18 protein-coding genes, 1 tRNA gene and 2 rRNA genes are annotated in these 22,812 nt (G+C 45.4%); 15 read left to right on the top strand and 6 right to left on the bottom strand.

Annotated elements, in window-relative coordinates; translation table 11 throughout:
- Positions 1-154: 154 nt before the first annotated feature.
- The 4 genes from ACZ1GZ_RS16225 to ACZ1GZ_RS16210 all read left to right on the top strand — a co-directional run bounded on the left by ACZ1GZ_RS16225 (position 155) and on the right by ACZ1GZ_RS16210 (position 5,131).
- Positions 155-2,951 (top strand): 23S ribosomal RNA (locus ACZ1GZ_RS16225).
- Positions 2,952-3,173: 222 nt separating this feature from the next.
- Positions 3,174-3,288, top strand: a 5S ribosomal RNA gene (rrf, locus tag ACZ1GZ_RS16220).
- 279 nt (positions 3,289-3,567) lie between these two features.
- A tRNA-Met gene (locus ACZ1GZ_RS16215) sits at positions 3,568-3,644 on the top strand.
- A 494-nt stretch (positions 3,645-4,138) separates the two neighbouring features.
- Entirely contained in the window at positions 4,139-5,131 is a 993-nt protein-coding gene (locus tag ACZ1GZ_RS16210) for a sodium:proton symporter (RefSeq protein WP_472665914.1), read from the top strand.
- A gap of 119 nt (positions 5,132-5,250) precedes the next feature.
- Here the strand turns inward: ACZ1GZ_RS16210 and ACZ1GZ_RS16205 are convergent, their stop codons facing one another.
- Positions 5,251-5,469 (bottom strand): hypothetical protein, encoded by a 219-nt coding sequence (locus ACZ1GZ_RS16205; protein WP_472665913.1) that lies wholly within the window; start codon positions 5,467-5,469, stop codon positions 5,251-5,253.
- A 188-nt stretch (positions 5,470-5,657) separates the two neighbouring features.
- Here ACZ1GZ_RS16205 and speA point away from each other — a divergent pair, with 188 nt between their 5' ends.
- The 4 genes from speA to speB are packed head-to-tail and all read left to right on the top strand — an operon-like array spanning position 5,658 to position 10,821.
- On the top strand, positions 5,658-7,544 hold the full coding sequence (speA, locus tag ACZ1GZ_RS16200; protein WP_472665912.1) for a biosynthetic arginine decarboxylase: 1,887 nt from the start codon (positions 5,658-5,660) through the stop codon (positions 7,542-7,544).
- Between the two features lie 26 nt (positions 7,545-7,570).
- Positions 7,571-8,776, top strand: coding sequence for a saccharopine dehydrogenase family protein (locus tag ACZ1GZ_RS16195; protein ID WP_472665911.1), 1,206 nt, complete (start codon positions 7,571-7,573; stop codon positions 8,774-8,776).
- A gap of 8 nt (positions 8,777-8,784) precedes the next feature.
- Positions 8,785-9,969 (top strand): carboxynorspermidine decarboxylase, encoded by a 1,185-nt coding sequence (gene nspC / locus ACZ1GZ_RS16190; RefSeq protein WP_472665910.1) that lies wholly within the window; start codon positions 8,785-8,787, stop codon positions 9,967-9,969.
- Positions 9,970-10,821: an agmatinase gene (gene speB, locus ACZ1GZ_RS16185; protein ID WP_472665909.1), complete on the top strand. Its 852-nt coding sequence runs from the start codon at positions 9,970-9,972 to the stop codon at positions 10,819-10,821.
- Here the strand turns inward: speB and ACZ1GZ_RS16180 are convergent.
- From ACZ1GZ_RS16180 to ACZ1GZ_RS16165, 4 genes are all read right to left on the bottom strand, one after another.
- The gene (locus tag ACZ1GZ_RS16180; protein ID WP_472665908.1) at positions 10,818-11,996 is read right to left on the bottom strand and encodes an MFS transporter; all 1,179 of its coding nucleotides are present in this window, start codon (positions 11,994-11,996) and stop codon (positions 10,818-10,820) included. The two genes, speB and ACZ1GZ_RS16180, sit on opposite strands and share 4 nt — an antisense overlap.
- A gap of 118 nt (positions 11,997-12,114) precedes the next feature.
- The gene (locus ACZ1GZ_RS16175) at positions 12,115-13,071 is read right to left on the bottom strand and encodes an ABC transporter substrate-binding protein (protein WP_472665907.1); all 957 of its coding nucleotides are present in this window, start codon (positions 13,069-13,071) and stop codon (positions 12,115-12,117) included.
- A gap of 65 nt (positions 13,072-13,136) precedes the next feature.
- Positions 13,137-14,684: an ABC transporter permease gene (locus tag ACZ1GZ_RS16170; RefSeq protein WP_472665906.1), complete on the bottom strand. Its 1,548-nt coding sequence runs from the start codon at positions 14,682-14,684 to the stop codon at positions 13,137-13,139.
- Position 14,685: 1 nt separating this feature from the next.
- Positions 14,686-15,747: a quaternary amine ABC transporter ATP-binding protein gene (locus ACZ1GZ_RS16165; RefSeq protein ID WP_472665905.1), complete on the bottom strand. Its 1,062-nt coding sequence runs from the start codon at positions 15,745-15,747 to the stop codon at positions 14,686-14,688.
- A 311-nt stretch (positions 15,748-16,058) separates the two neighbouring features.
- Here ACZ1GZ_RS16165 and ACZ1GZ_RS16160 point away from each other — a divergent pair, with 311 nt between their 5' ends.
- The 7 genes from ACZ1GZ_RS16160 to ACZ1GZ_RS16130 are packed head-to-tail and all read left to right on the top strand — an operon-like array spanning position 16,059 to position 21,786.
- Complete coding sequence (locus ACZ1GZ_RS16160) at positions 16,059-16,466, top strand: acyl-CoA thioesterase (protein ID WP_472665904.1); 408 nt, start codon at positions 16,059-16,061, stop codon at positions 16,464-16,466.
- Complete coding sequence (locus ACZ1GZ_RS16155; RefSeq protein ID WP_472665903.1) at positions 16,467-17,168, top strand: energy-coupling factor ABC transporter ATP-binding protein; 702 nt, start codon at positions 16,467-16,469, stop codon at positions 17,166-17,168.
- Positions 17,168-17,767 carry an energy-coupling factor transporter transmembrane component T family protein gene (locus ACZ1GZ_RS16150; protein WP_472665902.1) on the top strand — a complete coding sequence of 200 codons (600 nt, stop codon included), beginning with the start codon at positions 17,168-17,170 and terminating at the stop codon, positions 17,765-17,767. The genes ACZ1GZ_RS16155 and ACZ1GZ_RS16150 overlap by 1 nt, the downstream gene beginning before the upstream one ends.
- Positions 17,768-17,798: 31 nt before the next feature.
- Positions 17,799-18,356: a biotin transporter BioY gene (locus ACZ1GZ_RS16145; RefSeq protein WP_472665901.1), complete on the top strand. Its 558-nt coding sequence runs from the start codon at positions 17,799-17,801 to the stop codon at positions 18,354-18,356.
- A 10-nt stretch (positions 18,357-18,366) separates the two neighbouring features.
- Entirely contained in the window at positions 18,367-19,851 is a 1,485-nt protein-coding gene (locus tag ACZ1GZ_RS16140; protein ID WP_472665900.1) for an AMP-binding protein, read from the top strand.
- Positions 19,829-21,046 carry a thiolase family protein gene (locus ACZ1GZ_RS16135; protein ID WP_472665899.1) on the top strand — a complete coding sequence of 406 codons (1,218 nt, stop codon included), beginning with the start codon at positions 19,829-19,831 and terminating at the stop codon, positions 21,044-21,046. Before ACZ1GZ_RS16140 ends, ACZ1GZ_RS16135 begins: the two co-directional genes overlap by 23 nt.
- Positions 21,034-21,786 carry an SDR family NAD(P)-dependent oxidoreductase gene (locus tag ACZ1GZ_RS16130; protein ID WP_472665898.1) on the top strand — a complete coding sequence of 251 codons (753 nt, stop codon included), beginning with the start codon at positions 21,034-21,036 and terminating at the stop codon, positions 21,784-21,786. The genes ACZ1GZ_RS16135 and ACZ1GZ_RS16130 overlap by 13 nt, the downstream gene beginning before the upstream one ends.
- Here the strand turns inward: ACZ1GZ_RS16130 and ACZ1GZ_RS16125 are convergent.
- The gene (locus ACZ1GZ_RS16125; protein ID WP_472665897.1) at positions 21,783-22,766 is read right to left on the bottom strand and encodes a zinc-dependent alcohol dehydrogenase family protein; all 984 of its coding nucleotides are present in this window, start codon (positions 22,764-22,766) and stop codon (positions 21,783-21,785) included. The genes ACZ1GZ_RS16130 and ACZ1GZ_RS16125 overlap by 4 nt on opposite strands.
- Between the last annotated feature and the right edge of the window lie 46 nt (positions 22,767-22,812).

Here is a 22,812-nt window from a genome sequence, read left to right as displayed (position 1 = left end):
GGTTATCGACTTTCTAAAATCTTTGATTTTAGGTCTCTAAGCCGTTGTGGTTTTGAGATTGGTCGAGAAACACTTCAAGACATTATGCTGGACGCGCTAGTGGCATTTTAGACGTTCCTTTTGGGATGCTAAGATGGGCATTAGCAATGAGAATAATCAAGTGACTTAAGGGCATTTAGTGGATGCCTTGGGATGCACAGGCGATGAAGGACGTGATACGCTGCGAAAAGCGTCGGGGAGCTGCGAATAAGCTTTGATCCGATGATATCCGAATGGGGAAACCTACCTTAGATGTCTAGAAAATTTAAGGTGTTCTTTTTTGAACATCTTATCTTTCTAGATATCGATAAAAGGTATCTGCACCTGAATAAAATAGGGTGTATGAAGCGAACGTGGGGAACTGAAACATCTAAGTACCCATAGGAAAGGACATCAACCGAGACTCCGTTAGTAGCGGCGAGCGAACGCGGACCAGGCCAGTGGCAATAGTAAGAAAAGCGGAAGCGTCTGGAAAGTCGTGCCGTAGTGGGTGATAGCCCCGTACGCGTTAATCGATCTATTGTCCTCGAGTAGGGCGGAACACGTGAAATTCTGTCTGAACATGGGGGGACCACCCTCCAAGCCTAAGTACTCGTGCATCACCGATAGCGAACCAGTACCGTGAGGGAAAGGTGAAAAGCACCCCGACAAGGGGAGTGAAATAGTACCTGAAACTGGATGCCTACAAACAGTGGGAGGCCGCAAGGCTGACCGCGTACCTTTTGTATAATGGGTCAACGACTTAGTGTAGCAAGCAAGCTTAAGCCGATAGGTGTAGGCGTAGCGAAAGCGAGTCTTAATAGGGCGATTAGTTTGTTGCATTAGACCCGAAACCAAGTGATCTAGCCATGAGCAGGTTGAAGGTTGGGTAACACCAACTGGAGGACCGAACCCATACACGTTGCAATGTGTCGGGATGACTTGTGGCTAGGGGTGAAAGGCCAATCAAACTTGGAAATAGCTGGTTCTCTGCGAAATCTATTTAGGTAGAGCGTCAATCGAATACTCCGGGGGTAGAGCACTGGATGGGCTATGGGGTCCCAACGACTTACTGATCCTAACCAAACTCCGAATACCCGGAAGTACTAATTGGCAGACACACTGCGGGTGCTAACGTCCGTAGTGGAGAGGGCAACAACCCTGACCTCCAGTTAAGGTCCCCAAGTCATGGCTAAGTGGGAAAGGATGTGAGAATCCCAAAACAACCAGGATGTTGGCTTAGAAGCAGCCATCATTTAAAGAAAGCGTAACAGCTCACTGGTCTAAATAAGGGTTCTTGCGCCGAAAATGTAACGGGGCTAAAGCCATGCACCGAAACTGAGGGCACTATTTATAGTGCGGTAGCAGAGCGTTCTGTAAGCCTGCGAAGGGATACTCGTGAGAGATCCTGGAGGTATCAGAAGTGCAAATGTTGACATGAGTAACGATAAAGAGGGTGAGAGACCCTCTCGCCGAAAGACCAAGGGTTCCTGCTTAAAGTTAATCTGAGCAGGGTTAGCCGGCTCCTAAGGCGAGGCCGAAAGGCGTAGTCGATGGGAATGCAGTTAATATTCTGCAGCCTGGTGGTAGTGACGGATCTCGTAAATTGTACATCCTTATTGGATTGGTTGTGCAGTGAAGAGGTTCCAGGAAATAGCTCCACCGTATAGACCGTACCCCAAACCGACACAGGTGGTCAGGTAGAGAATACTAAGGCGCTTGAGAGAACTATGTTGAAGGAACTCGGCAAATTGCACGCGTAACTTCGGAAGAAGCGTGACCTGTATTTACGCAAGTAGATATAGGTGGCACAGACCAGGGGGTAGCGACTGTTTATCAAAAACACAGGGCTCTGCGAAGTCGCAAGACGACGTATAGGGTCTGACGCCTGCCCGGTGCTGGAAGGTTAAGAGGAGGAGTGCAAGCTCTGAATTGAAGCCCCAGTAAACGGCGGCCGTAACTATAACGGTCCTAAGGTAGCGAAATTCCTTGTCGGGTAAGTTCCGACCTGCACGAATGGCGTAACGACTTCCCCGCTGTCTCCAACATAGACTCAGTGAAATTGAATTCCCCGTGAAGATGCGGGGTTCCTGCGGTCAGACGGAAAGACCCCGTGCACCTTTACTATAGCTTCACACTGGCATTCGCCAAGGCATGTGTAGGATAGGTGGTAGGCTTTGAAACTCTCACGCCAGTGGGGGTGGAGCCATCCTTGAAATACCACCCTTATCTTCGTGGATGTCTAACTGCGGTCCGTTATCCGGATCCAGGACAGTGTGTGGTGGGTAGTTTGACTGGGGCGGTCGCCTCCTAAAGAGTAACGGAGGCGCGCGAAGGTAGGCTCAGACCGGTCGGAAATCGGTCGTTGAGTGCAATGGCATAAGCCTGCCTGACTGCGAGACTGACAAGTCGAGCAGAGACGAAAGTCGGTCATAGTGATCCGGTGGTCCCGCGTGGAAGGGCCATCGCTCAACGGATAAAAGGTACGCCGGGGATAACAGGCTGATGACCCCCAAGAGTCCATATCGACGGGGTTGTTTGGCACCTCGATGTCGGCTCATCGCATCCTGGGGCTGGAGCAGGTCCCAAGGGTTTGGCTGTTCGCCAATTAAAGCGGTACGTGAGCTGGGTTCAGAACGTCGTGAGACAGTTCGGTCCCTATCTGCCGTGGGCGTAGGAATATTGATGGGATCTGCCCCTAGTACGAGAGGACCGGGGTGGACGTATCTCTGGTGGACCTGTTGTTGCGCCAGCAGCATAGCAGGGTAGCTATATACGGAATAGATAACCGCTGAAGGCATCTAAGCGGGAAACTAACCCAAAGACGAGTATTCCCTGAGAGCCGTGGAAGACTACCACGTTGATAGGCTGGGTGTGGAAGTGCAGTAATGTGCGAAGCTTACCAGTACTAATAGCTCGATTGGCTTGATTGTTCTCATTGCTTATGTTCATCTTAGTGATTTAAAACGTGCGCGAAGCTAAGCTTCACGTGTGTTTTAAATTAATAAGACAGCAACATTAGCGATAACGCCGAAAACACTGAATTATCAGTGATACCAGTTTAATGTCGCACGTTGAGCCCAAAGGGCGAAGCGCAAGACTTAAACCATAAATAAACAACGACCAGTTTCTTAACTTTATATGCTTTTTGCCGACCTGGTGGTTATGGCAAGGTGGCTGCACCCGTTCCCATTCCGAACACGGCCGTGAAACGCCTTAGCGCCGATGGTACTTTGTCTTAAGGCACGGGAGAGTAGGTCGCTGCCAGGTCTGCAAAACGCATATAAAACTCTCAACAATAATAAATATCCTCATTCCCAAAGACTAAAAGACAATCTTGTCCAATAACTTTGGGGCGAGAATAAAAACGCATCTCTAAATTAGAGATTTATTGCTGAATTCTTGGCAATATTACAGTTTGATATCGCACGTTGAGCCAAAAGGCGAAGCGCAAGATTCAAACCAACAAGATTAAGGCGAATATGTCTCTCGTTATCTTTGCTGCGCAAAGTTAACTGGCGACGCAGCGTCAAAAGCTAAAGCTTTTAACGCGGGATGGAGCAGCCCGGTAGCTCGTCAGGCTCATAACCTGAAGGTCGTAGGTTCAAATCCTACTCCCGCAACCAAAGCATTCTTTGCAAAGCAAAAATGCGGAATAAGCAACAGACGTTCTTCGCTTAGCGAAAACGTCGAGTGCGTAAAAATCTCCCCACATAAAAAGCTTCCGTAAAACGGAAGCGTTACATACCACAAATCATACACTGTACCCGTAGCGGCAGGCGCTTTTTACAAACGTAAAAACGCCGAGAGCAAATGTATCTTTGCAAAACAAGCAACAGACGTTCTTCAAAACGCGAAAACGTCGAGTGCATAAAAGTTCAGGCCTCGCAAAAAGCAGGGCCTTTTTTGTATCTAAGCGTTACGTTAATTTGTATTCAAATAGTAATCTTTAGTTGTAGTTTTGGAAATTCAACCGTAAACTCAATTCAAAATTTATGAATTTTAACCGTATGGTGTAATTCAGTTTTTGGTAGAAATTATTAAGGCAATATATTGAGTTGCTTTAACCATTCACCATCATTTTAATCGAAAATTTCAGGACTATTCCGGAGAATAGAGTGTGACTGCAGCAGTTTTTAATTCAGTTTTGGGATATGTTGGACGACATGGAACGACAGCGCTCGCGATAAGTATCTTTATCGGCGTCGCGCTTCCAAGTCTTTCGTCTTACTTGCGCCCCTATCTTACACTTGCGGTCTTACTCTTGCTCACGCTGGCATTTTTGAAGGTTGACCATGCCGCCATTAAAACCCGCTTAAAACGACCGTTTTTTTTGCTTGGGGTTTTGGCATGGATGATGATTGGATTGCCATTCTTCTCGTTTGTCATTTTTAATTATTTGGCACCGGATACTTGGGGCGAGGATATAGTGTTGGCAATCTACATTGCCACCGCAGCTCCGCCCGTGATGGCCGCTCCGGCTTTTTTGTATATGCTTGGCCTTAATGGTGCGCTGAGTTTAGCTATATCTGTGGTCGCTTTATTGGTTACACCTGTCACCGCGACTATTTTGGGTCAGTTGATGCTTGGGTCATCGCTTCCTTTGAGTGTAGCCAGTCTAGCTGCAAAATTATCAGTACTCTTGGTTGGTGCCCTGATTATTGCGATCTGCATAAGGAAAGTGGTGGGTACTAAACGGCTAGAACGCAATTCTGATATGATTTCTGGCTTGAATGTAATCCTATTGTTGATCTTTGCTGTCGCAGCAATGGATGGTGTCGCTGAAAGTATATCCGACAGACCCCTTGTCACTTTGGGGGTAGTTGGTCTTACTTTCGTAGTGGCGTTAGGTCAGATTGTGCTCACGTTTTTCTTATTTCTCCCAATGGGGCGGGAGGATGCATATGCCATTGCTCATACTTGTGGTACACGCAATATGGGCTTGATGGTTGCTGCTTTCGGAGGCAGCTTGCCTGAGTTTACCTGGTTATGGTTTGCTCTTGGCCAGTTCCCGATATATTTGCTTCCAATGCTCATGAAGCCATTTGTCAATTATTTTATAATTCCTGGCACCAAATCGAAATATAAAAATAAGCCGGACATCGTCGGCTGATGAAGTTAATTTAAACCAAATGTTCAGATCAACTGCAAAGATTTGCATTGTTGGTGATGTGCCTGATACTTTTGCGTTTGATGAAAGCAATTACCGTTAAACATGCAATGATCTATGGATTATTTACGGGATTGCTGACCATGCGCGTTAAACAATGATCGTGTTGATTTTGGAATGCCAAAGTTAAACATGAACTTTTTAAACGCGTCCAATTTTTCAATCTTAATCGGACCAAGCTGAGGTGTTCTCAAAAGTAGGCTTGATTGTAAGTCCAGCAATTGTTGATATTTCAGCAAATCTTTGGTTCTGTTTTCTTCGATCATTAATGTGAACTGCAAAACAAACTCCAGAAATCTAATTACATGTATTTTGACGATTATATCAGAACTCTGTCTGCTATGCTAATATGTAGGAGTTTTGGACTATAGTAGGGTTTGTGATGAAGATTTATCTTGATAATTCTTCCATAATCCGATTTACCGATCTGCACGAATTTATCATGTGATATTAAAAGGTTGGAACGATATTGGCAGACATTTATGGCGTAGAGCGTTGGGGGGATGGGTTTGTTTGTGAACAGGATAACGGCGAGTTAGCGCTGTTAAATCCTGTAAAACCTGATGAAACGCCGCTTAGCCTGCCTTCGATCGTTTCTAACCTTGAAGCCCGTGGTATTCAAACACCTGTATTGGTGCGCGTAGCGTCTTATTTGAAGCATTCAATTGATCATTTGAACCAATGTTTCGCCGATGCGATCAAAAGCTATAATTATCAGGGTGTTTATCGCGGCGTTTTCCCCATCAAAGTTAATCAGCAAGCCCAGGTGATTGATCGGATCACCGAATATGGTGAACCTTATCATTATGGTTTGGAAGCCGGGTCAAAACCTGAATTGGTCATAGCGCTCAGCCAAAAGCTATCACCTGACGCTTTGATCATCTGCAATGGTGTCAAAGATAAGGAATTTATCGAACTTGCCATTCGGGCTCAGCAAATTGGCTTTAATGTCGTCATTGTCCTTGAAAGTGTGTCTGAGCTTGATCTTGTGATTGAGACAAGCTTTGAGATTGGGTTAAAGCCGCTGTTAGGTGTTCGGATTAAGCTTAATCATCGCGTCAGTGGCAAATGGGCTGAGAGTTCTGGTGATCGCTCAACATTTGGCCTCAGCATTAACCAGATTATAGATGTTGTCGATCGTTTAAAGGAAGCTGATCTGATTGATTGTCTTGTCTTGCAGCATTCGCATTTAGGTTCGCAAATTCCAAATGTGAATGATGTCAGACGCGCAGTTTCAGAAGCCTGCCGTGTGTTTACTTCCCTTTGTGGGGAAGGGGTGCCTTTATCTTATCTCGATTTGGGCGGGGGCCTTGGGATTGATTACACAGGTCAGAAAAGTGATGCGGTTAACTCGGTGAATTACACCATGTCCGAATATTGCTCTAACATTGTAGAATCCGTTGGCTATGCTATGGAAGAGGCAAAACTTCCTCATCCGACAATTGTCACTGAAAGCGGTCGGGCAGTCGTTGCGCAATCATCCTTCTTGGTCTTTAGCGTGCTTGAAGCAACGGCCTATCAAAAAGACGACATGCCGGAAACTGAAGCGGGCGATCATCATTTGATTAAAGACTTGGTCGCTGTGAAAGATTATCTATCCCTTGATCGCGTGCAGGAGTGTTTCAACGATGCGCGCTATTATCGAGATGAACTCAGAACGCTGTTTAGTTTTGGCAATATTTCCATTCGCGAGATGGCACGTGCAGAAAAGATTTATCTGCATGTTTGCGCCCAGATTAAAGCAATTGTTGATAATGAGGAATCTCCGCCCGAAGGCATGGAAGATAAGCTTAACCAGATGGTGGATATCTACCATTGTAATTTCTCGCTTTTCCAATCTCTGCCGGATGTCTGGGCAATTGATCAACTGCATCCCATCATGCCATTGCAAAGACTAAATGAGAAACCAACTCGACACGCAATCTTGTCTGACATCACATGCGATTCAGACGGAAAGATCGACCGATTTGTCACAGATGATGGCGATGCGTCATCGCTGCCTGTGCATGTGTTGCGCGAAGGTGAAACCTATTATCTTGGCGTGTTCTTTATCGGTGCTTATCAGGAAACACTTGGCGATTTGCATAATCTGTTTGGCGACACCAATGTTGTGACAATTGATTTTGATCACAAAGGTGGTTTCAAGCTCTTAAACGAGGTCGAAGGTGATACGATTTATGATGTATTATCTTACGTTGAATATGACCCGAAAGACTGCGTGGACGCATTTAAAAAGATACTTGAACAGGCGGTGAGTGACGGCAAAATTGGCGTCAAAGATCGCAAAACTATGATGGCGATTTACAAGGAAGCCATGAACGGTTACACCTATTTTGAAGGTGTGGAAACGCATTAATTTCATCCAATTTGAAAGGGATATCCATGGGTAAAGTGCTTGTTGTTGGTGCCGGTGGGGTTGGTTCTGTTGCTGTGCATAAAATGGCGATGAATTCTGATATTTTTAGCGAGATTACGTTAGCTAGCCGCCGAAAATTCAAGTGTGATGAAATTGCTGCAGCGGTTAAAGAACGTTTAGGCGTTGAGATTAAAACGGCTGAGCTGGATGCGATGGATGTCTCCGCAACGGTTAAACTGATTAAGGAAACAGGCGCTGAACTGCTCGTCAATCTAGCGCTGCCTTATCAGGACTTAGCGCTGATGGATGCATGTCTTGAAGCCGGTGTGAATTACATGGACACCGCCAATTATGAGCCACCGGAAAAAGCTGAATTTGAATATTCATGGCAATGGGCTTATCAAGATCGCTTTAAAGAAGCGGGTTTGACGGCGATCTTGGGTTCAGGATTTGATCCGGGCGTTACAAGCGTTTTCGCAACATGGCTTCGTAAGCACAAACTCGATACCATTCGCCAGATTGATATTTTGGATTGCAATGGTGGCGATAACGGCAAACCATTTGCGACTAATTTTAATCCTGAGATCAATATTCGCGAAGTGACAGCGCCGGCGCGTCATTGGGAAAATGGTGCTTGGGTGACAACACCTGCGATGACACAAAAGGTCGCCTTTGACTTCCCAAGCGTTGGCGAGAAAAACATGTATCTCATGTATCATGAGGAACTTGAGAGCATTAAGACGCATTTCCCGGAAGTTGAGCGAGCACGTTTTTGGATGACCTTCGGTGATGCTTATATCAATCACGTCACTGTGCTGCAAAATGTTGGCATGACGGGTATTGAACCTGTGGTGCATGAAGGTGTTGAGATTATACCTCTGCAATTCCTCAAGACGGTTTTACCTGACCCAAGTGATTTAGGTGAACTAACCAAGGGTAAAACCTGTATCGGTGATATCGTTACTGGTTCGAAAGATGGAGCTGAAAAAACTTATTACATCTATAATATCTGCGATCATGAAGAATGTTATGCAGAAGTGGGCTCTCAAGCTGTTGCCTATACAACGGGCGTTCCTGCAATGATTGGCGCTGCGCAGATATTAAAAGGTAATTGGGCAGAACCGGGTGTTTGGAATACAGAACAGCTTAACCCAGATGATTATATGGATATGCTCAACGCGCATGGCTTGCCATGGCAGGTTCATGAGCTTGATGGCCCTGTAGATTTTTAGGTTTATTTATGGCTGACGATCAGGTCATGATGGAAACACAAGCCGGTGGGCCGGGCGAATTTGCCCGGTTTGATTTAACGCGTGTGCCATCACCGTGTTTTGTGATTGATGAAGCGGCGATTGAAAACAATTTGGTCGTGCTCAAAGATATCGCAGATCAATCGGGTGCGAAAATTCTCTCGGCTTTAAAGGCATTCTCCTTGCCAGCTGTTGGTCCGTTAATTGGCCAATATTTATCGGGTACTTGCTCGTCCGGCCTTTTTGAAGCACGGCTTGCGCGCCAGCATTATCAAGGCGAGTTGGCGACGTATTGTGCTGGGTATAAAATGGAAGATATGCCTGAGATTATCGAACTCAGCGACCATCTGATTTTTAACTCACCCTCACAGCTTGAACGTTTTTTGCCTTTGGTCAATGAGAGCGGGAAGGATATCCATATTGGTTTGCGAATTAATCCTGAACACTCGGAAGGTTTGGTTGAAAAATACGACCCTTGTGCGCCGTTTTCGCGTTTAGGAACACCTGTTTCTAAGCTAACGGATGAGATCATGCAGCATGTTGATGGTCTGCATTTCCATACTTTATGTGAGCAAGAATTTGCGCCGCTGTTACGAACATGGGAAGCTGTAAAGCCCAAGATCGAGCGTTACTTACCTAATTTAAAATGGCTTAATTTTGGCGGTGGTCATCATATCACGCGATCCGATTATGATCGCGAAGGTTTGATCAAGTTTATTCAAGAGATCAAACAAGATACTGGTCTCGAAATATACTTAGAGCCAGGTGAAGCAGTTGCGCTGGATGCTGGAATTTTGGTTGGTGAAATTCTTGATCTACCAGAAAATGAAATGAAGCTGGCAATCACAGATATTTCAGCCACATGCCATATGCCTGATGTGATTGAAGCGCCATATCGCCCGCAAATGCTTGATGAAGTGGAAGAGGGGGAGGCCTATCGTTTGGGTGGTCCGTCTTGTTTGGCGGGTGATGTGATCGGCGAATATTGCTTTGAAAGCGATCCACAAATTGGTGATCGCATCGCGTTTTTAGATCAGGCCCATTATTCGTTTGTGAAGACAAATACTTTCAATGGTGTGCCGTTGCCTGCCATCGCGCTTTGGAATTCGAAAACCGATGGACTTAAGATGGTTCGAGAATTTACCTATGATGATTTTTTAACGCGGATTTCGTAAATGGCCAATTGTTTTTTAGATAGTGAGCTAACAGATTTAGAACGCGATGAAGTACGGGCTAAGTTTCGCGTTATTCCAATGCCGTTGGAGCGCACCGTTTCATATGGAAGTGGAACCAGTAGGGGACCTTCTGCGATTTTAGAGGCTAGCGATCAGCTCGAGCGCTTGTGCTTCGGGTTTGAACCCTGTCAGGAAGGTGTGTTCACAGAAGCGCAAGTTGATTGTTCTGGCCCACTGCCTGATGTGATGGAAAGATTGGCAGAACGTAGTTATGCTGCCGTAACCGCAGGAAAAATTCCAGTGACCCTGGGTGGTGAACATAGTTTAACTTACGGTGCCGTGAAGGGTGTTGAACGTGCGTTGGGGCGCTCGGTTGGGATTGTTCAGATTGATGCGCATGCCGACCTTAGAAAAGCCTATCAAAACGAAAAGCATTCCCATGCATCGGTGATGCAATTGCTTGGCGATGAGGGAACGCGTTTAGCTCAATTTGGCGTACGCGCTTTGTGTCAGGAAGAAGTTGATCGCCGCGTTGAATTAAACGTATTTCACATCGATGCAGAAGAGCTTTATCTCGGTAATATCAATGAAGTCACACTGCCTGATGATTTTCCGACAGATATTTATGTCTCATATGATTTGGACGGATTAGACCCATCTGAAATGCCAGCTACGGGAACGCCTGTGCCCGGTGGTCTTTCCTATTATCAATCTATCCACATCGTCAAAAGTGCCCTAAAGGGGCGAAACCTGGTGGGCATAGATGTGGTGGAACTCGCGCCAATTGACGATATGGATGGCTGGAACTTTACCGCAGCGCAAGTCACTTACGGATTGATGGCTCTCGCTTAGTTTATTGCAGCTCGTTTTTTCGCCAGCAAGAAATGAGCTACCGCGCCAAATAAATAAGTCAAAGTGATCATCAAAATAAGCCCGTTCATACCCGAGAATACGAGGATCGATAATAGAATGGGTGTGCCCGTTGTATTGCCGAGATTTCCCATTTGTGCGACCGCGCCGTTGGCGTTCGCAAGATCATTGACATCTTTATTAAGGGCAGGGATCGATGCAAAATTTGCGCTTTGGATAACGCCCAGCATGACGAATATAGAAATTGCCACGAATTCGATCTGGATACCTGTGATTAAAAATCCGATGGATAATGCTGCGCCAATAAAACCAAATATTGCAACTGAGACGGCGTGGAATTTTGTTAGCAAAAATACGCCGCAGAACATCGATGCACCAATACTGACAATTGGTAATAGGCCGAGATAAAATGCGCTGGTCTCAGGTGTGAATAGATCAGGCAGGATTGTTAAAAGAGACACATATGTAAGTGTATAAAACAGCCAGCCAAATGCAGGCGCTGATACGTAGGGCGAGCTGTAAACTTCGAAATGGGTTTTGATGAGATCCTTAAGAGTGAGCCTTTGTGCCGATGCTTGTTTGATATCCAGTTCGGGGATGACAAAAAAAGCGATGGCGGCCAGCAAAAGCATCGTTGTAGCGTGAATCTGCAAAAATGCATCCATGCCATATGTCTCTTGAAATGGCAGACCTATCCAAGATGTGATGGTAAAGGCAACGCCGAAAAACGTGCTCCATAATGTCATGGTGGCCCCGGTTAGTTTTTCAGGACTGAAGCGGGATATCATTGTTGGGGCGGCGACCACGATCACCAGGTGCGATAGGCCTTCCACCACGCGGCTTATGAGCATGGGTGTCAGATCGGGTAGGAATGATTGATAGAGCGAGCAGGTAGCCCCCAATATCAATGCATAGATCAATAATCGCTTAAATCCAAAGCGTGAGACAACCGCGCTGGCCCAAAGGCCAAAGATGATACCGACCAATCCAATGATGGAAACAATAAGACCAAGGCTTGTACCTGCATCAGGATACGCCTCTCGCAGCACGCTGAAAGTCAGGCTGAATTTAGCAAATTGCATAGCTGCTGTGAGACCAATGAACCAAAGGATCAGGATCTGAAAAATGGCAGAAGCGGGAGATTTTTGATTCGACATGCCAACATTATACAAGGCAAGTGTGTGATCAAGCCATGCGATTATCGAGCTTACCGCATAAAAAAACCGCCGGAATTTTCATCCCGACGGTTTCGAAAATCGATGAGTAGATTAAAGTTTATTTAATCCAACCATTTACGATGTCTTCGTTTGCTGCAACCCACTCTTCAGCAACATCTTGTGGGTCCATTTCATCACGACCAATTTTCAAGATCCAGTCGTTTACTGTTGCAGGGTCAAACTGAACTTGGCTTAGGAATTTTGCAGCAGCAGGGTTACGCTGTTCCAAAGATTTTGAGTAAGATACAAAGATCTCGGCATCCGGTGTTTTACATGATGCTGTTGAAGCCTCAAGCCAATCTTCACCATCTAGTTTAAGATCGATACAGCCTTCTTCACCTGTTGGCTCAGCCAATGGTGATAGATCGTAAGCAGCGTGGATCCACTCCGGTGTCCAGTAGTAGAACATAATTGGCTTCTGATTGCCGTAAGCTGCTTTCAGCTGCGCTTTAAATGTTGCATCAGAAATGATGTTTGGCTCCCAAAGCTCTGAAAGACCGTAATCTTTCATCTTCACTTGCCAGATTTTTGTTGATTTCCAAGATGCATCACCTGCCCAGTATTCGCCTTTGCCGTTGCCGTCAGAATCGAACATGGCAGCGATTTCTGGATCATTTAGATCTTCAAAGTTTTTGATTTTGTCAGCCATGTATGCAGGCACATACATTTGCTGTGTGCCAAGATATGGTGAGTTGTGAGCAACTGTTTTCGCTTCAACAATGTATTTGTCCCATGGGCCTTGCTGGTTAGGCATCCACATGTCTGTCCAAACATCTGCAGAACCATCACCTTTGTCCATGCCAGCACTGATGATGGCTTGGTCAGAAAGACCTTCGATGATTTCAGCTTCAGAACCAAGTGGCCCTTCGATTACTGCTTTAAGAACATGTGCAATTGCTTTTGCGCCTGTCCAGTTAAGGTCAGAGATTGCAACTTTCGCATCAGCTGCATAGCTGAATGTTGATGCAGAAGCAGTCAGTGCCGCTGCTAGTGTTAGTGTTTTGATGAGTTTCATTATTGTCTCCCTTGTAACTCATTTTCAATTTCAATCATCGGCAAGCATGCCGATGAATATTCTCTTTATTTCTCGGCTGTTGGATTAGCCTTTTGCACAACACGATCAACCATCATGGCCAATAGTGCAATTCCGATACCCGCTAATATACCAGCACCTGTACGTGTGTTTGCCAGGGCTTCTGTTACGATAAAGCCCATGCCACCAGCGCCAATCAGCGCTGCGACCACAACCATGGAAAGGCTCATCATAACCACTTGGTTGACCCCTGCCATAATGGATGGCAAAGCAAGCGGTAGCTCAACTTTTGTCAGCAACTGGCGTGGATTTGCACCAAAGGCCAACGCTGCTTCTTTTGTGTTCTCAGGCACGTGGCGCAAGCCCAAAGCTGTCAAACGAACCATTGGCGGCATTGCGAAAATCACAGTAGCGAGAATGCCTGGTGGTTTACCGATTGAGAAGAAGGCCACAGCCGGTAATAGATACACAAATGATGGTATCGTCTGCATAATATCCAATATAGGTGTGACGATACTTTGACCGCGGGTTGATTTCCCGACCCATACGCCAAGAGGTAACCCGAAGACCACGCAAATAATTGATGAGGCGGCAACAAGCGAAAGCGTATCCATTGCAGTTTGCCAGAAGCCAAACAAGGCAAGATATCCCAGCGATGCGCCAACAAAAATCGTTATCCGCGTGCCCGCTAGGAAATATGATATCGCTAAGATTGCACCCATGGCAATAATCCAAGGCGTTCCTACAAACACGGCAGTGATCATATTCAGCATGGTTCTTAGGAAGGCGGTAATACCGTCAAAGAAGAAACCGTAAAAAGCTGTCAAATATCCAATACCATCGTCAATGGCTTGTGCTGCATATTTGTTTAGATCAAGCGGTGGCAAACCTTCACGCGCTGGCTTGCGTTCGACAAATCGGTTGCCGTTTTCATCGCGCGGGTAGGTGATTTCATCAGGTCTTTCCAACCAAACTAAAGTTGGGAACTCACCGATAATTGCGCAATCAAACTTATCTTTAAACGGTACAATTTCACCTTTTTCAATAGCACGGTCTTGCTTAATACAAGTACGCGCATCTGGGGCAAACTGACTTGAGCGATAGAGCATTAGAGGTGCAATGAGTGCCGCAATGACCGCAACCAATACTAAACGCGAAGATTTCGAGCCTGAATTGACCGAGCGATCAACACGCCATTTGTTATATTGGTTGTAATAGACCCGGTCTGCGAGCCAACCTACAAACAATCGCCCCAAGATAAAAACGGCAATAGCACCTAAGAGGTGGTCAGATGACCAGCCCTCGTAACGAACGACAAGATAGTCTTTGTCAGCATTATCAATTGCGGCCTGCGCATATTTTGATACCAATGCCAGATTAATCAACGCTACGAGATCGATCAGGAATGCAACCCAGAACAAGAGCCAGTTGCCGCGAAGTGCCGCCCAAATAAAACTGCCAATCGCTGCGGCAATATTGATGTGGAATTTGCTGAGTGTTGCTTTTTGAATTTTTAAAAAGGTATTGCCATAATATTCGCCGTTCGGTCCGGCAAATTCTTTAAATGGCTTGAGAATATCTTTTTCCGTTTCCATTTTATGCTTCCCCCTGAACGCCGCGTAATAGAGCATCTTTGGTCACGATGCCGACTGGTTTCCCATCACTCATAATAACCACAGGATTATCTTGACCAACGGCGTGTCCCACGAGTGTATCTAAGTCATCTTCTGTATCCGCGGTTGGGCATGCAGACATGTCTTTGATTTTACCGTTCTCTTTTTCATATTTAGCGATGGGCTGCATGATTGTATGGGCAAAGATTAGTTTTAGTTTCGAAATCCCTGCAACAAAGTCAGCCACGTATTTATCCGCGGGTTTTGTTACAATATCTTCAGGCGTTCCGATTTGAACGATCTCACCGTCTTTCATAATGGCGATGCGAGAACCCATGCGAATGGCTTCGTCCAGATCGTGGGTAATGAACAAAGTTGTTTTCTTCATAACTTTAGATAACGCCAAGAACTCGTCCTGCAGTCCACGTCTAATCAATGGATCAAGCGCCGAGAACGGCTCATCCATCAATAGAATGTCTGGATCAGCTGCAAGTGCTCTAGCAAGACCTACGCGTTGCTGCATACCACCGGATAATTGCGATGGATAGCGATCGCCATAACCTTGTAAACTCACGGTTTCGATCACCTTTTCCGCAGCTTGTGATCGTGTGAATGCATCTACATTTCTAAGCTCAAGTGAAAATGCAATATTGTCACTTACTGTACGGTGCGGCAACAGCGCCATGTTTTGAAACACCATGCCGATCTTGTCGGCTCGCATTACTCTTAAATCTTCTGCATTGAGATTTCCGACGTTCACACCGTTGATAAGAATTTCCCCATGTGTGGGTTCAATCAAGCGGTTGATATGGCGAACAAGAGTTGATTTGCCGGAGCCTGATAGCCCCATAATGCAAAAAACTTCACCCTTGTTTACGCTGATGCTTACGTCTTTTACGCCGACTACTGCGCCGTATTGTTCCAAAACTTCTGCTTTAGAAAGATTATCTTTCCTAATGGCTTCTAATGCCTCTTTGGCGCGATCTCCAAAAATTTTCCAGACATTATTGGCTACCACGACATTCTCGTCACCCGATGTGATCATGCCAAAATTTACTCCCGAACCCTGTTTTCAGTAACTTTTACTCTGTTTTTATAATTTTTAGGTCTATATTAGCGCGCTCAACAATAACTGCAAGTCTTATATGGTAAAATTGCAAGCATAAGTATAGCTAATGTCAGGCATTAAATTTTGTTATGATAAAGTGTATAAAATTGCAATAATCTGGGTGCTGGATAACAGACCAGAGTTGGATAATTATTGATCCGGGTTGTTGGTGACTAGACCCAATATCGCTATACAGTTATATCTCGCATCGACAAAACACTAATTGTTTATCTAAAGGGATTTACAGCTTGAGTGCTTATACAATTAAAGTGCCGTTTCGCGATGTAGATATGCATGGCCATGTGCATAATTCAGCTTATATTTGCTATTTTGAAGAAGCTATAACGGATTGGATTGAGACCAACAATTTTGTGTCTGATATCAACCCATTAACTTCAGAGTATCGTTTTTTTATCAAAAAAATTGAACTGACCTATCATTTGCCGGCCCACTTTAATCGCCTTTATAAAATTGAGGTTTCGCTTCAAAAATTAGGAAATACAAGCATGGTACTGCATTGCCAAATGTTCGATGAGAGCGAACGTAATCCTCGTTTGATAGTCGAAGAAAACGCGGTATGGGTCTTTGTAGATAAGATGGGGCAGCCCGCGACCATTGCATCACCCCTGCGTGAAAAACTATCGGCGCTTTTGTAAATGGCAGATGATCTTAAAAATGCTGTGCTGGAGTTTGCTGATGTTAATCTGGTGCGTAACGATCAAAAAGTGCTGCATGATCTAACTTTTCAAGCTTCAGAGCATCGGATTGGGATCATCGGGGCAAATGGGTCTGGCAAAAGTTCCTTTGCAAGAATTTTAAATGGTCTGCTAACACCAACAGATGGCAGCGTGAAAGTTCTTGGATTTGATCTTGCAGACGCTGTTAAAGACGTTCGCCGAAATGTTGGCTTTGTGTTTCAAAACCCTGATAACCAGATTGTTTACCCCGTTGTTGCTGAGGATATTGAACTTGGGCTTAAGGGGCTTAATGTTCCCAAAGATCAACGTAAAGCCAAGGTCGTAGAGATCTTGTCGAGATTTGATTTGCTCCATCTTAAAGACCGGTCGGTGCACATGCTAAGTGGTGGCGAAAAGCAGATGATCGCTTTGTCCTCGGTTCTTGTCATGCAACCAAAAATGATCGTATTTGACGAACCGACGACGTTGCTTGATCTTCGTAATCGCAATGCAATTGCATCAACTATCATGGGGCTTGAGCAATATGTGGTGCTGGTTACGCACGACCTTGAACTATTAAGTGAATTTGATCGCGTTTTGGTTTTTGATAATGGCCGCATTGCGGCCGATGATACACCCAAGGCGGCGATTTCCTGGTACAAAACGAAGATGGCGGTCTGATGGATTTATCGTTCTATCTTCCAGGCAACTCAGTTCTCCACAGAATACCGACGTGGAGCAAATTCTTTCTGCTCATCACATTTTCCATAATCTTTTACCAGATTGAAGACTTGCGCATTTTGGTAGCCATATTGGTATCTGCGATAGCGCTGGTTGTTTATGTCAAAGTGCCAGCAAGACGTCTTAAAGCGATGTTTCTATTGCCGCTTTTTATGGTTTTATTGTTCTCGATTTTTAGTGCTTTTGTGAATGATCTCAACGCTGGCTTGCTGACATTTTTAAGGCTCACAAGCCTTGTCATTATGGCTGCATGCGTCACCGTAACAACCCGGATTGAGGATTTCATGGACTTTATTGAGAGCCTATTGTTGCCATTGTCATTTATCCCGTTTATTAAGCCCAAAACGGTCAGCCTGACGCTGTCGTTAACGTTACGGTTTATTCCGGAGATTTTTAAATTGGGGATGGATATCAAAGAAGCTCAAGCAGCTCGTGGTTTAAATTCAAACCCTCTCGCTCTCATTGTTCCATTAATTGTATTAACGCTTAAACGCGCGGACGATATTTCGGACGCTATCGATGCAAGAATGCTGGACTAACTAAACTACCTTTTTAAAATTGGAGAATACTTTGGCGACCAAAGATATTGTATTTATCGCATTGTTTGCGGCTATCATCGCGGCTTTGGGTTTATTGCCTGCAATTCCTGTAGTTGGAATTCCCGCACCAATCACAGCGCAAACGCTTGGTGTTATGCTTGCAGGTACCATCCTGGGGCCAAAGCGTGGTGCGTTGGCTGTTCTCGTCTTCTTGGTTTTGGTTCTGGCTGGACTGCCTTTACTTGCTGGTGGACGCGGCGGTATTGAACACTTCATCGGCAATAGCGGCGGCTTCCTTGTGGGCTGGTTCTTCGGTGCTTATGTGATCGGATTTATCCTCAAGAACTTTATTTCTGATACACAAGTCAACATTCGCGCACATTTCATCATTTTCATAGCCTGCTTCTTAGGCGGTATTTGTGTGGTTTATCTTCCAGGTATTTTGTGGATTGCGCGGAACACAGGATCATCCTTCATTGATGTCTATCTTGGTTCACTTGTCTTTGTCCCAGGCGATTTGGTTAAGGCTGTCATTGCCATGCTCGTGACCGTCGCTGTTCGGCGTATTTACCCAATCGCACTTAAGTAAAATTTAGATCATGCCGTTTCATTCAGATATTGAAAAATGGTGTGATCTAAAGCCAAACGCAAACGCGGTTACGATCGGCAACGAGAGCTATTCGTTTAAAGATCTAATCGCTAAGCGTAATGAATTGATTTGTCGCATTGAAGGTCAGAATATGCGGCAGATACAGCATCGGTTTGATACAAATGTGCTAGCAGTTATCGCCGAAAATTCTACACAATTTGTTAGCCAGTTTCTGGCCGCAACTTACGGGCAACATTGTTGCCTATTATTGTCATCGGCTCTCAAATCCGCCCAGATCCAGTCTGTTTTGGACGATGTACAGCCGAATTTTTGCTTCTCCCATTCTTTATTTGAACAGCTCGATCATGATCTTACCGAGATCCAGTCCTATGCTGAGGGTTTAACACCCCATGATATTAAGTCTGATAATGATGATGGTGCGAAAACACCATTTTTAATCGGGCTCACATCTGGCACTACTTCCCAGCCGAAAGCTTTTATCCGCAATCGTTTGTCTTGGCAGGTTAGCCTTGAATACAGCAAATCTGTTTTTGGGGTGGATGAGACAACGACCACAATTTCTCCGGGGCCGCTGGCGCATGGCTTATCGCTTTATGCGATGGCCGAAACACTTTGTGCTGGTGCGCACTTTATCTCGATGGAAAAATTCGATGCCGCGCAATTGGTTTTACTTGCCCAAGAACACCATGCAAAACGTTTGGTCTTGGTGCCAACCATGCTGTCGGCTTTATGCAAGGTTCTTGAGATCGGAAACCTTAAGCTTGACCAAATTACCTCCATCGTGACTGCTGGGGCCAAACTCGATGGCGCATTGTTGGCGCGGGTGCGTAAACTTATGCCGAACGTTCAAATCTTTGAATATTACGGTGCGTCTGAACTTGGTTTTGTGACATATGCTGTTCGGCAGTCGCCAAATGATGATGATGTCGGCAAAGCCTTCTCCGGGGTTGATTTAGAGATCCGAGATGAGGAAGGTCAAGCTGTTCCTATACATCAATCAGGAACGGTATGGGTTAAAAGTGATCTCGTTTGCGATGGTTATCTGTCACTTCACGATGATGCTGGATTTGTTCAGGTAGATGGTTGGGCAAGTGTTGGCGATATTGGCACGTTAGATGATGCTGGCCGCCTTACACTTGCTGGCCGTGAAGGTGATATGATCATTTCAGGCGGCAATAATATATATCCTTCAAGCGTCGAGGCGGTTTTGATGGATTTCGATGCCGTTGAAAACGCTGTGGTTTTGGGAATGGATGATGAGCATTTGGGAACAAAACTCGTCGCGATTGTTTTAGGTGCAAATATAATAGAAGAAGAATTGTTGGCCCATTGTCGCCAATCGCTACCATCATATGCTAATCCCAAGGTAATTTATGAAACGCAATCTTGGCCGATGACGGAAAGTGGCAAGATTTCAAAAAAGATATTGATGGATTGGGTAGCGGACAAAAATGACCAATTACAACAATTCTGAATTAGATGATGCACGTCTTCCTGTTGTCATAGCTGCAAAGCGATCCGCGATTGGTCGTGCGCATGGCATGTTTAAAGATGTTACTGCCGAGGCGCTGTTATCGACCGTTTTAAAAGATGTAGTTGTAACGGCAAAGATTGAACCTTCCGAGATTGATGATGTGATTGTTGGCAATGCTGCAGGTGGCGGTGGCAATGTTGCTCGATTGGCGGCTCTCATGGCTGGATTTGATTTGCAAGTCCCGGGTCTTACCATCGACAGGCAATGTGGCGGTGGGCTTGAAGCAATCAATCTCGCATGTCGTATGATTATGTCTGGCGCGGGGGATATCTATGTTGCCGGGGGTGTTGAAAGTGTCAGCACAGCTCCAAAACGCGCCAAGCGAACTTCAGCCTCGAGCCAAGAGTTGCAGTTTTATGATCGTGCAAGGTTTTCGCCTGATAGCATTGGTGATCCTGACATGGGCGTTGCGGCTGAAAATGTCGCAAAAACCTATTTCATCTCACGAGAGCGGCAGGATGCTTTTGCGTTGCAAAGCCATCAGCGCGCGGTTCAGTCTCAACGATCAGGGATATTCAAAGAGGAAATTGTTTCGATTGCTGTGGGTGCTCAATCGGTAGACTTAGATGAATGTCCGCGGGATGATACGAGTTTAGAAAAGCTTGCATCCTTACCATCAAAGTTTGTATCAGACGGAACGGTGACGGCAGGAAATTCCTGTCCATTAAACGATGGTGCGGCACTGGTTGTCATAACAAGTCTGGCCAAAGCTAAAGCGCTTGGCGTTGAAAAGGCCATCGCATTTATCGATGGTGCCACCCGTGGTGTTGATCCCAATCATTTAGGCATTGGTCCTATTGCATCGACGAATTACCTGTTCGACCGCCAGCCAAGTATCAGCGTTGAGGATCTTCAATATGTCGAGTTCAATGAAGCTTTTGCTTCGCAGGTTTTAGCCTCGCTTGATGGATTGAACATTAAATCAGATCGCGTGAATTTGGATGGTGGTGCACTAGCGTTGGGTCATCCGTTCGGCGCATCGGGTGCAATTTTGGTGGTTCGTTTGTTCGCACAAATGTTGAGGGACCAAAATTTTAAGGACAATGCTGTGTCGCTGGCCACATTGGGAACAGCGGGTGGCATGGGTGTGAGCACATTATTTAAATCTATGAAGGTGAATTCGTGCAGCAATTAGAATTTAAAAACATTGTCATCTCTGGTGGTTCAAGTGGCATTGGCGCTGAGCTGGCTATTCAGCTTGCATCAAAAGGTGTGCATCTTTGTTTGTTGGGTCGTGATGAGGCGCGACTTAACGAGATTACAGAGCATTGCAGTGCGAAGGGTGCAACGGCATCTTCTCATGTAATTGATGTGCGCGATGATAAAGAAATGAGCGAGCTTTTGCTCTCATTGGACGACAAGCACACATTTGATTTGGTGATAGCAAGTGCAGGGGTGGGGCGCCAATATGAGGATACGGATTTCATTCGTTTGACGACGGAGATCAATGTTTTCGGTGTTCTCAATATGCTTGAACCATTGCTGCCACGATTAAAAGAACGCCAAAGCGGGCAGATAGCCGTTTTGAGTTCGCTGGCTGGTTTTCGAACATTTGGGCGACCCGCTGGATATTCTGCCAGTAAAGCTTGGGTGAGGCTATATGGCGAAGCATTGCGGGGTCAGTATGCAAAATATGGCGTCGGCGTTAGTGTTGTTTGTCCTGGTTTTGTAAAAACTCCGATGGTGCAAAATGCGCCGAAGAATATGTCTGTTATGCCCGTTGATGAGGCCGCTGAGAAAATTATCCATGGCCTTAAGCGCAATAAAGGTCGGATCATATTTCCATGGCATCAGGCGTTTTTTATCTGGTTGATATCAACTCTGCCAACAGGCTGGCTTGAAAAATTCTTCATCAAGCAAATGGATGAGCGTTAGGCGTGTAAATCAAGCAAGACTTTGCCCGATCTTTGTGGATCATTGAGAACTCGTTCTGCTTCTCTGATTTTGTTCAACGGCAATGTTTTAAACACACGCGTTGAGATCGTGCCATCCAAAATCAACGCGGCTGATTTATCAAACATTTCCTGCACATCTTCATAAGGTGCTTGGTGAACCCAGTTGCGCAACCAGTAGAGTTTGAGTTGAATGTCAGGGCGCTCCTGGTTGAGTTTTGGGCTGATGGGCGTACCCGATAGAAGTCCATAATGAACAATCATACCATTTGTCTTGAGGGAGAACGCCAACTCTTCGGCTATGGGTCCGCCAATCGCATCAAACATTGTATCGAAAGTCTGTGAATTCTTAGAAGATATAAACTGATCTTGGTTTCGAACGGCGATGTGATCGCCAAACTTACGGGTTAATTCATTTTCAGATCGATCTGAGCGCGCGAGTGCTGTGATATCAGAACCAATCCTTAGGCAAAGTTCGATAATGATATGTCCGATTTCAGAATTTGCCGCATTGACGAGAACTTTGTGTGTTTGCGCAACTTGAGCAATTTCATCAACCATTTTAATCGCCGTCATAGGATTGATGTAGGACATGGCGGCATCTTGCGCTGAAAGACGATCATCCATCTTAAAACAATTTTCGCTGGTCACGATTTGATATTGTTGCCAGGTGCCTGATTGGCGGATGGGCATTACACGTTCACCAACTTTGTATTTGGTGGCGTTATCGCCAACTTTGTGAACGATCCCGACACCTTCAAATCCCGGGAGAAATGGCAATTGTGTGCGACCACGGTATGCACCGCTTATTGTAATTAAATCCGATGGATTAATGGGGGCAAACTCCATTTTAACCAAAACTTCATCTGGACCGCAGTCTGCTAACTCACATGTCTCAATTTCAATCACGTCCTCTAACTTTCCAAACTGATGAATTATTGAGCAAGTGTTTAAGTTTTGCATCTGATAAACCTAATAGCCTTTACTGAGAATTTGAAAATATAGTTTT

It is taken from the genome of Lentilitoribacter sp. JB5-8 (assembly GCF_055693385.1).
The sequence above is the reverse complement of the archived record's forward strand: the minus strand, read 5'-3'. Positions and strand labels throughout refer to the sequence as shown.